This is a genomic window from Treponema sp. (assembly GCF_045657965.1).
GTDB lineage: Bacteria > Spirochaetota > Spirochaetia > Treponematales > Treponemataceae > Treponema_D.
In genome coordinates this window covers 1-7,428 of sequence record NZ_JAZOUG010000214.1, presented here as the reverse complement: position 1 = coordinate 7,428, position 7,428 = coordinate 1, and the positions used below count along the sequence as shown (strand labels likewise).

The following is a 7,428-nucleotide window of genomic DNA, read 5'->3' as shown; positions in this document are numbered from 1 at the left end:
TCCATTATCGTTTCATTGCTGTCTTAACCTGGCTGCACTCAAAATTTTCAAGCTGTGCCAGAAGACGATAGTTGAGCTGAATCTTCATGATGTTCATTGCTTCTGTTTCAGGGTCAACATTGTTTCCGTTTGCATTTGCGGTGGTTGTCCAGTCTGTTACACGGCGCGGTTCAACAGTACGCCAATCGTACGGCTCATCAAGCTGAATATGTTTTTCGTTTGTTCTTGTAAGCTGAAAACGGTGCTCAGTGTCTTTTTCACTTTCAAAAGCACGCTTCAATTCGCTCTCAAAATTAACTTCCTGACGCTTGTAGTTAGGAACTTCTGCATTTGCAATATTATTTGCAGAAACCTGATAGCGGAGGGAATTAACATCCATTGCGCGAGATAATAAATCAACTGACCGTGTAAAAGTATTCATACTATGAGTATCGGCAGATGATTTTTTTAGTTAAGGAGTTTTTTATGAGTTAAATCTTTTCAAGAAATCCTGAAGACGCTCAGTTTTTGGATTATTGATAAGCTGTTTCGGTTCGCCCTGTTCAACGATTACGCCGTCTGCCATGAAAATGATTTTGTCGCTGATGTCGCGGGCAAAGGACATTTCGTGAGTTACGACAATCATAGTCATTTTTTCTTCTGCAAGCTGTTTGATTACGGCAAGAATTTCGCCAGTAAGCTCAGGGTCTAAGGCACTGGTAGGCTCATCAAAAAGAAGAACTTTTGGTTTTAAGGCAAGACTACGCGCGATAGAAACCCGCTGCTGCTGACCGCCTGAAAGCTCGCAGGGATACGAATCTTTTTTTTCGGACAAGCCCACATCAGAAAGAAGCTTTCGGGCAATTTCAATTGCTTCGTCTTTAGGAGTTTTTAGCACATGAATCTGAGCGTCAATAATATTCTGCAGAACACTCATATGCGGGAAAAGATTAAAATTCTGGAAAACAAAGCCAAGATTCAAGCCGATTTTACGTAAATCATTTTTTGAAGCATAAACACCGTTCTGAACAACACTTTCTCCGCAGACATAAATCGAACCGTCATCGATAGTTTCGAGCTGGGCAATACAGCGCAGCATTGTAGACTTTCCGCTTCCTGAAGGACCGATAATTCCTAGAATTTCGCCCTGCTCCACATCGAAAGAAATATCCTTAAGAACCTGAACACCGTCAGAGAAAGATTTTTTTATGTTTTGAACGCTGATAATTGGCATTGTGACGCTCCACTATTTGTAATAATTCATCTTTTTTTCGATTAAAATGAAGGCTGAAGAAACCACCCAGTTCATTACAAAATAGAAAACGCCTGCAATCAGAATCGGTGTGGTTGAAAAAAGGCGGCTGGAAGTGGTCTGGGCTGTGCGGAAAAGTTCTGCAATTCCAAGAACAGAGACAAGAGCGGTGTCTTTTACGAGAGTAATTACTTCGTTTCCCATTGAAGGAATAATCTGTTTGAAAACCTGAGGAAGTACAATCCGGAAAAATGTCTGCATTTTTGTGTAACCGAGGACTTTTGCTGCCTCATACTGACCGCGCGGAATTGACTGAATGCCCCCACGGTAGATTTCTGCAAAATAACAGGCATAATTTACTGAAAGAGCAATAATGGCTGCCACAAATCTGTCATAAGAAAGCTTAAATAGATAAGCCGGAAAAAAATAAACAGCAATAAGCTGCAGGATAAGCGGAGTGCCGCGGATAATAAGCAGAAAAGCATTTACCGTATACGAAAGAGGCTTAAAGCGCGACATTCTGCCTGCCGCCAGAGGAAAGCCCAGCGGCACAGAAAAAACGAGCGTAAGCAAAAACACCTCAATTGAGACAACAGATGCAGTAAGCATTGGATAGATGATTTTTGCCATATACGCTCCTTTTCTATCCACAGATTAACACAGATTAAAAAAATAATCGGTGTCATCTGTGGTTTTACTTATTTACCGATGATTGAAATATCAGAACCGAACCATTTTTCTGAGATTTTTGCAACAGTTCCGTCTGCAGCCATTTCTTCGAGTGCTTTCTGAACTTTGTCGCGAAGTTCTGTATTTTCCTTTTTGAAGGCAATACCATACTGCTCAGGAGCAAGTGAATCAGAAAGAATTACGAAAGGCTTTCCTGTGACTTTGAGTGAGTATTCTGCAACAACACTGTCCATTGCAACACCGTCAAGACCGCCGATTTCAAGGTCATTCAAAGCCATAATATTGTCGTTAAAATCAACGATCGATTTGAGGCTTGCCTTAAATTCAGGATTTTCATCGATTGCATCTGATGCTGAACTTCCTGCCTGTACACCAAGAGTTTTTCCTGCAAGGTCAGAAAGAGTATTGATTCCAGAATCTGCACGGACAATTACAACCTGTGCATTATTCAGATACGGCTTTGTGAAAGAAAGTGCTTCAAGGCGTTCCGGAGTAATTGTAAGACCATTCCAGATACAGTCAATTTTACCCGTGTTGAGTTCCTGCTCTTTTGCTGACCATGAAATTGGCTGAGCACGGAATTTAAGTCCAAGTCGGTTTGCAACTTCTTTTGCAAGGTCAATGTCATAGCCTACGATTTCGTTTGCATCATCGCGGAATCCCATTGGAGGGAAGGAATCGTCAAGACCGAGAACGAATTCGTTGTCTGCCTTTGAGCATGAAGCCATGCCGAAAACCATGAGAGCAGCAACGGCTCCCGTCAAAACTTTTGATAATTTCATAAAAGTACCCCTTCATTTTTTTTCCACAGATAAGCACTGATTTTCACAGATTTTACAATCAGTTTAATCAGTGTAATCTGAGGTTTATTTTTCATACTTTTCACAGAAAGATTTCAAAACATCAATCTGCTTATCAATGCTACCCGGTCCACCGATAGTTTTTCGTCCTTCCATGCAGGCTTTTGGTGTGATGCAGTCAAAAATGTCTTTTTCAAAAAGCGGAGAGATTTTCTGCATGTCTTCGAGTTTCAAATCCTCAATTGCACAAAGTCCTGAATCAATTGCAAGACGAACGCATTTTGCGCTCACCCCGTGCGCCACACGGAACGGCATACCTTTTCGCACCAAGTAATCTGCAACATCGGTAGCGTTCGCAAAACCGCCGAAACAGCTTTCTTCCATTTTTGGAAGGTTCCATTCGGCCGAAGCAATCATTGCTTCAAAAACGATTACATTTCCCTGAACACAGTCGAGTGCCTCAAAAAGAGGAGCCTTGTCTTCCTGCATGTCTCGGTCATAAGCAAGCGGAAGCCCTTTCATCATAACTAAAAGATTGATTAAATCTCCGTAAACTTTGCCCGTTCTGCCACGAATAAGCTCTGCAAAATCAGGATTTTTTTTCTGCGGCATGATTGAAGAGCCTGTAGACCATTTTTCGCTTAAGTTGATAAAGCCGAATTCAGTGGTAGACCACAAAACGACTTCCTCACACATTCGGCTCAAGTGCTGCTGCAGAATTGCAAAGTCCGAAGTGAACTCAATGCAGTAGTCTCGGTCAGAAACAGAGTCAAGCGAATTGTAAGTAGCCCCTTCAAAACCAAGCTGTTTTGCAACAAATTCACGGTCAAGCGGAAGTGTCGAGCCCATCAAAGCGCCGCTTCCAAGCGGAGAAAGAGAAACGCGCTTCAAAGAATCCGAAAGACGCTCAACATCGCGCATAAGCATAAAACTCCATGCGCACAAATGCTGGGCAAGAGAGCCAGGCTGGGCGTGCTGCATGTGAGTGTAGCCCGTTAAAAGAGAAGTTTTGTGATTTTCTGCGATTTTTGTAAGTGTTTTAATGAGTGAAACAATCGCTTTCTGTAAATCCGGAATTACCCGGCGAAGATAAAGACGTTCATCCAGTGCAATCTGGTCGTTTCTGCTTCGGCCTGTGTGGAGCTTTCTGCCAGGATCTCCGATTCTGTCAGTCAAAGTAGCTTCGACAAAAGAATGAATATCCTCGGCCGAATAATCGATTGAAAGTGCACCACTCTGCAAATCTCTTTCTATAGAAGAAAGACCGTCCTGAATAGCCTTGTTTTCCTCGTCTGAAATAATGCCTTGCTTAAAAAGCATTGCAGCATGAGCCTTACTTCCGGCAATATCGTCTAAAGCCATGCGCTCGTCTACATGAATAGAAGTTTCGAATTCAACTGCAGCGGCATCAGGTCCTTCAGCAAAGCGGCCGTGCCAGAGAGCTGCATGATTATTATCTGTAATTGTTCCGTGCGGAGTATTTTTTGTTTCCATACATAGTAATTATAACAGATTGCAGGGAATGTGAGAATAGAGATGGCTTCTCACGCAAGAAGGGCAAGTGTATCACTTTCACCGGTACGTTCATTATCTTCAAGCGGGCGAATCACTTTTACCTGAATTAAACTTCCTGCTTTCGGCATATTCAGGTCATTTTTAGAAAAGACAAGCTGGCAGTGCAGGAAATTTTCTGTCACGGCATGAACAATTATTCTGTCTTTAAGGATTTTTGCCCTGTCCGGTCTGTGAATGCTTTCACATACAGCAGTCAATGTCTTTCCGGCAAAGGAATTAATGTATTCTGTCTTTGCTTTTTTGTTGTATTCTTCAAGACGGGCAATACGCGTGTCTGTAACATAATTTGGAACCATCGGGCGCATTTTATAGGCTTCTGTTCCAGGGCGCGGACTGAACGGAAAGGCGTGCACAAAAGTAAAGCCGCAGTCACTAAGCATTTTCATTGTGAGGTCAAAATCTTCATCCGTTTCGCCGGGAAACCCTGCAATAATGTCACAGGCAATAAAAGGATTTTTTTTTGCTTTTTTCAAAAGTTCTGTAGCACGGTAAACAGCTTCAATTTTATACGGCCGCTTCATTTTTGAAAGAACTGAATCACTTCCGCTCTGTACTGAAATATGAAAATACGGGCACACCCTTGGATTTTCAAAAATCTGTGCAAGTTTTTCATCGACTATTTCAGGATAAAGACTTGAAATACGGACTTTAATTTTCTGTGTCTGTTCAAGAATTAATTTTAAAAGTTCAGCAAATCTGACAGTTTTTCCATTGTACTCACTTACATACTGGGCAATATTTACCGTCGTAATTACAACTTCACTCTGCCCCGCACTTTCAAGGGCTTTTACCCGTTCAAGAACTTCACCTGCAGCCAGAGAAACTGATTTTCCGCGCGCTAAGCGGATTCTGCAGTAAGTGCAGACACAGTTACATCCGTCCTGAATTTTAAGAGAAGAACGCGAATGATTAATAAAAACTTCAGTTGCAAGCCTGAAAGGAGATGTAATTATCTGAGGATGCGCTGAAGAAGAAGCCTTGTCAAAAAAATTTTGTATTTCAGATGAAATTTCTGTTCCGGAAAGAGAAGGAGTTTTTTCAAGAAGATTTTTCAAAAACACCGGAAGGTCTGCAAGTTCCCCTTTCTGCTGCCCCGGTAAAACACAGACACGTTCATCAATTGCTTTAATTTCAGTTGATTCTACCTGAGCATAACAGCCTGTAACTGCAACAGCGGCATTCGGACAGGACTTTAACAGCATGCGGATAATTCTGCGTGCCTTCTGCTCAGCTTTAGCCGTAACGGTACAGGTATTTATTACACAAAGAGCAACGCTTTCATCATAAGATTTGGCAGTAAAGTTTTCCATCGTGACGGAAAAACCTGCATCGCTGAAAAAACGGGCAGCACCTTCACTTTCAACCTGATTCAAGCGGCAGCCAAGTGTTTCGAAATGAATTGTTCGGTTAAGCATTTATAAAAAACTAGCGCAGGCGGGCTGTAACACGCTCTTTACCGCGAAGTGCGTCAGCATTTGTTGCCTTTAATTCGATTGCTTTATTATAAGCATCCAAAGCTGATGCATAACTTCCTGCCATTTCACGGGCATAGCCACAGCGGGTCCACCACAAATCAACAAGCGGCTCTGTATATACAGCAGTTGTCATAGAAATGTCAGCATGCTGATATTTACCCTGGCGGATATAAATTTCACCCATATAGTAGTAAGCATTACCTATTCGTGCTGCATTAGAAGGTGCATTTGCAATATAAGTACGGAACATATCCAGTGCAGAAGTATTTTTACCCTGATAATAATATGACTCAGCTAAAATTTCCATTAAACGGACATCTGCAGGAGCAAGTTTACGGGCTTCCAGTGAGCGTACTTCAGCTTCGGCATACTGTCTGTTACGGACAAGTGACCAGCACAAAACACAGTAAGAATCGATATTACGCGGATTATCGATAATTTCCTGTTCACAGACTTTTATTGCTTCCGGATAATTTCCGTTTCTATAAAGAACAAGTGCATCCTGTTTTGTCTGAGCAAAAATTTCTAGTGTCAAAAAAAGAACGGCAAAAATATTAAATAACTTTTTCATAATTCCCTCTAATTTTATTTACCAGTCATTGTACATTTACCGGAAAAATGTGATCCAGGCTCCAGAACAACTTCTTTTGAAATAATATCTCCATTGACAGAACCGGAAGCCGTAACAAAAACTACATCTTTTGCATTGATATTACCGTCAACCTTTCCACGAACCAAAACCCGCTGTGCAGAAATCATTGCAGTAACTTCGGCATCAGTATCAACCACTAAATCACTTGTAGCTTCTATTGAACCAATAACAGTTCCTCTAATCATAAAAGGCTTTTTAAATTTTATAGTTCCGCGGAATTTGATATCAGATGCAAGAATTGTATCAAAATCTTCTTCTTCAACATCAAAAAAATCAGAATCTTTAACATCAAACATATTTTTTTATTTTACAGTCTACAGAATATTTTTTCAATCACTAAAACCAGATTCTCATTCCGGCTGTACATGGAAAATTAACCGGCCGTATTACTGGAGAATACTCTCTATCCTGTTTTTTTATTCCAAAATACGGATTCCAGACAGTCTGAGCAAAAATCTCTATATGTCGTTTTATAATGAAAAAATCCAGTCCAAAACCGAATCTGGCTCCAGTTGCACAAATCAGTCTATTTTCTTCAAATGCTGCAAGAAAACTCATTCCCCAGAGACAATAATAATCTAAATGTTCTGCAATTCTTTCATTTACAAACCAGTTATCTGCAAAAACAGAAACTGTATTTTCGTTAAGATGCGCATTCAGAAAAAAACACCACGGTGAAATATCAGAGCGGGCAGTAAAAGAAATAAAAGACTGCGGTGTTGTTGAAGCAGAATATGAAAAAGAGCCTCCAAGCCCTGCATCTGCAAATGAAAATACCGAAGCAAAAAAGAAAAGTGCGCACATCACAGAAATTTTTATTCGTAACATGCGCACAGTATAGCAGAATTAATCAATGATGACAAATCAGCTGAACACAAGCTCTCCGTTTGTGCACCTTACAGTAATTTCTGCTTCTTCACCAAACTTTCCTGAAAGAATCTCTTTTGCAAGAGGATTTTCAACATAAGTCTGCACCGCCCGCTTTACAGGACGGGCTCCGAAAGC

The 7,428-nt window shown here is 41.0% G+C and carries 10 protein-coding genes; all 10 read right to left on the bottom strand.

Annotated features, from left to right (window positions below; all coding sequences use genetic code 11):
* Window positions 1-4: 4 nt before the first annotated feature.
* Window positions 5-421 carry a flagellar basal body rod protein FlgB gene (flgB, locus tag ACKI5B_RS07880; protein ID WP_407427510.1) on the bottom strand — a complete coding sequence of 139 codons (417 nt, stop codon included), beginning with the start codon at window positions 419-421 and terminating at the stop codon, window positions 5-7.
* Between the two features lie 42 nt (window positions 422-463).
* A complete protein-coding gene (locus ACKI5B_RS07875) occupies window positions 464-1,213 on the bottom strand; it encodes an amino acid ABC transporter ATP-binding protein (RefSeq protein WP_407427508.1) in 750 nt (249 codons plus the stop codon).
* Window positions 1,214-1,225: 12 nt separating this feature from the next.
* Window positions 1,226-1,861, bottom strand: coding sequence for an amino acid ABC transporter permease (locus tag ACKI5B_RS07870; RefSeq protein ID WP_407427506.1), 636 nt, complete (start codon window positions 1,859-1,861; stop codon window positions 1,226-1,228).
* A 68-nt stretch (window positions 1,862-1,929) separates the two neighbouring features.
* Window positions 1,930-2,703 carry an amino acid ABC transporter substrate-binding protein gene (locus ACKI5B_RS07865; RefSeq protein ID WP_407427504.1) on the bottom strand — a complete coding sequence of 258 codons (774 nt, stop codon included), beginning with the start codon at window positions 2,701-2,703 and terminating at the stop codon, window positions 1,930-1,932.
* Between the two features lie 84 nt (window positions 2,704-2,787).
* Window positions 2,788-4,215 carry an argininosuccinate lyase gene (argH, locus tag ACKI5B_RS07860; protein ID WP_407427502.1) on the bottom strand — a complete coding sequence of 476 codons (1,428 nt, stop codon included), beginning with the start codon at window positions 4,213-4,215 and terminating at the stop codon, window positions 2,788-2,790.
* Window positions 4,216-4,265: 50 nt separating this feature from the next.
* Complete coding sequence (mtaB, locus tag ACKI5B_RS07855) at window positions 4,266-5,711, bottom strand: tRNA (N(6)-L-threonylcarbamoyladenosine(37)-C(2))-methylthiotransferase MtaB (protein ID WP_407427500.1); 1,446 nt, start codon at window positions 5,709-5,711, stop codon at window positions 4,266-4,268.
* Window positions 5,712-5,721: 10 nt separating this feature from the next.
* A complete protein-coding gene (locus ACKI5B_RS07850) occupies window positions 5,722-6,342 on the bottom strand; it encodes a tetratricopeptide repeat protein (RefSeq protein ID WP_407427498.1) in 621 nt (206 codons plus the stop codon).
* A gap of 14 nt (window positions 6,343-6,356) precedes the next feature.
* Entirely contained in the window at window positions 6,357-6,719 is a 363-nt protein-coding gene (locus ACKI5B_RS07845; protein ID WP_407427496.1) for a bactofilin family protein, read from the bottom strand.
* Between the two features lie 40 nt (window positions 6,720-6,759).
* Window positions 6,760-7,251, bottom strand: a complete 492-nt coding sequence (locus ACKI5B_RS07840; RefSeq protein WP_407427494.1) for a hypothetical protein — start codon at window positions 7,249-7,251, stop codon at window positions 6,760-6,762.
* A gap of 36 nt (window positions 7,252-7,287) precedes the next feature.
* A complete protein-coding gene (locus ACKI5B_RS07835) occupies window positions 7,288-7,398 on the bottom strand; it encodes a hypothetical protein (RefSeq protein ID WP_407427512.1) in 111 nt (36 codons plus the stop codon).
* Window positions 7,399-7,428 lie beyond the last annotated feature (30 nt).

What these genes read in the sequence shown, in the direction of transcription:
- flgB (WP_407427510.1), bottom strand. Translation starts at nt 421, where the DNA reads ATGAATACTTTTACACGGTCAGTTGATTTATTATCTCGCGCAATGGAT.
- ACKI5B_RS07870 (WP_407427506.1), bottom strand. Translation starts at nt 1,861, where the DNA reads ATGGCAAAAATCATCTATCCAATGCTTACTGCATCTGTTGTCTCAATT.
- argH (WP_407427502.1), bottom strand. Translation starts at nt 4,215, where the DNA reads ATGGAAACAAAAAATACTCCGCACGGAACAATTACAGATAATAATCAT.
- ACKI5B_RS07840 (WP_407427494.1), bottom strand. Translation starts at nt 7,251, where the DNA reads ATGTTACGAATAAAAATTTCTGTGATGTGCGCACTTTTCTTTTTTGCT.
- ACKI5B_RS07865 (WP_407427504.1), bottom strand. Translation starts at nt 2,703, where the DNA reads ATGAAATTATCAAAAGTTTTGACGGGAGCCGTTGCTGCTCTCATGGTT.
- ACKI5B_RS07875 (WP_407427508.1), bottom strand. Translation starts at nt 1,213, where the DNA reads ATGCCAATTATCAGCGTTCAAAACATAAAAAAATCTTTCTCTGACGGT.
- ACKI5B_RS07850 (WP_407427498.1), bottom strand. Translation starts at nt 6,342, where the DNA reads ATGAAAAAGTTATTTAATATTTTTGCCGTTCTTTTTTTGACACTAGAA.
- mtaB (WP_407427500.1), bottom strand. Translation starts at nt 5,711, where the DNA reads ATGCTTAACCGAACAATTCATTTCGAAACACTTGGCTGCCGCTTGAAT.
- ACKI5B_RS07845 (WP_407427496.1), bottom strand. Translation starts at nt 6,719, where the DNA reads ATGTTTGATGTTAAAGATTCTGATTTTTTTGATGTTGAAGAAGAAGAT.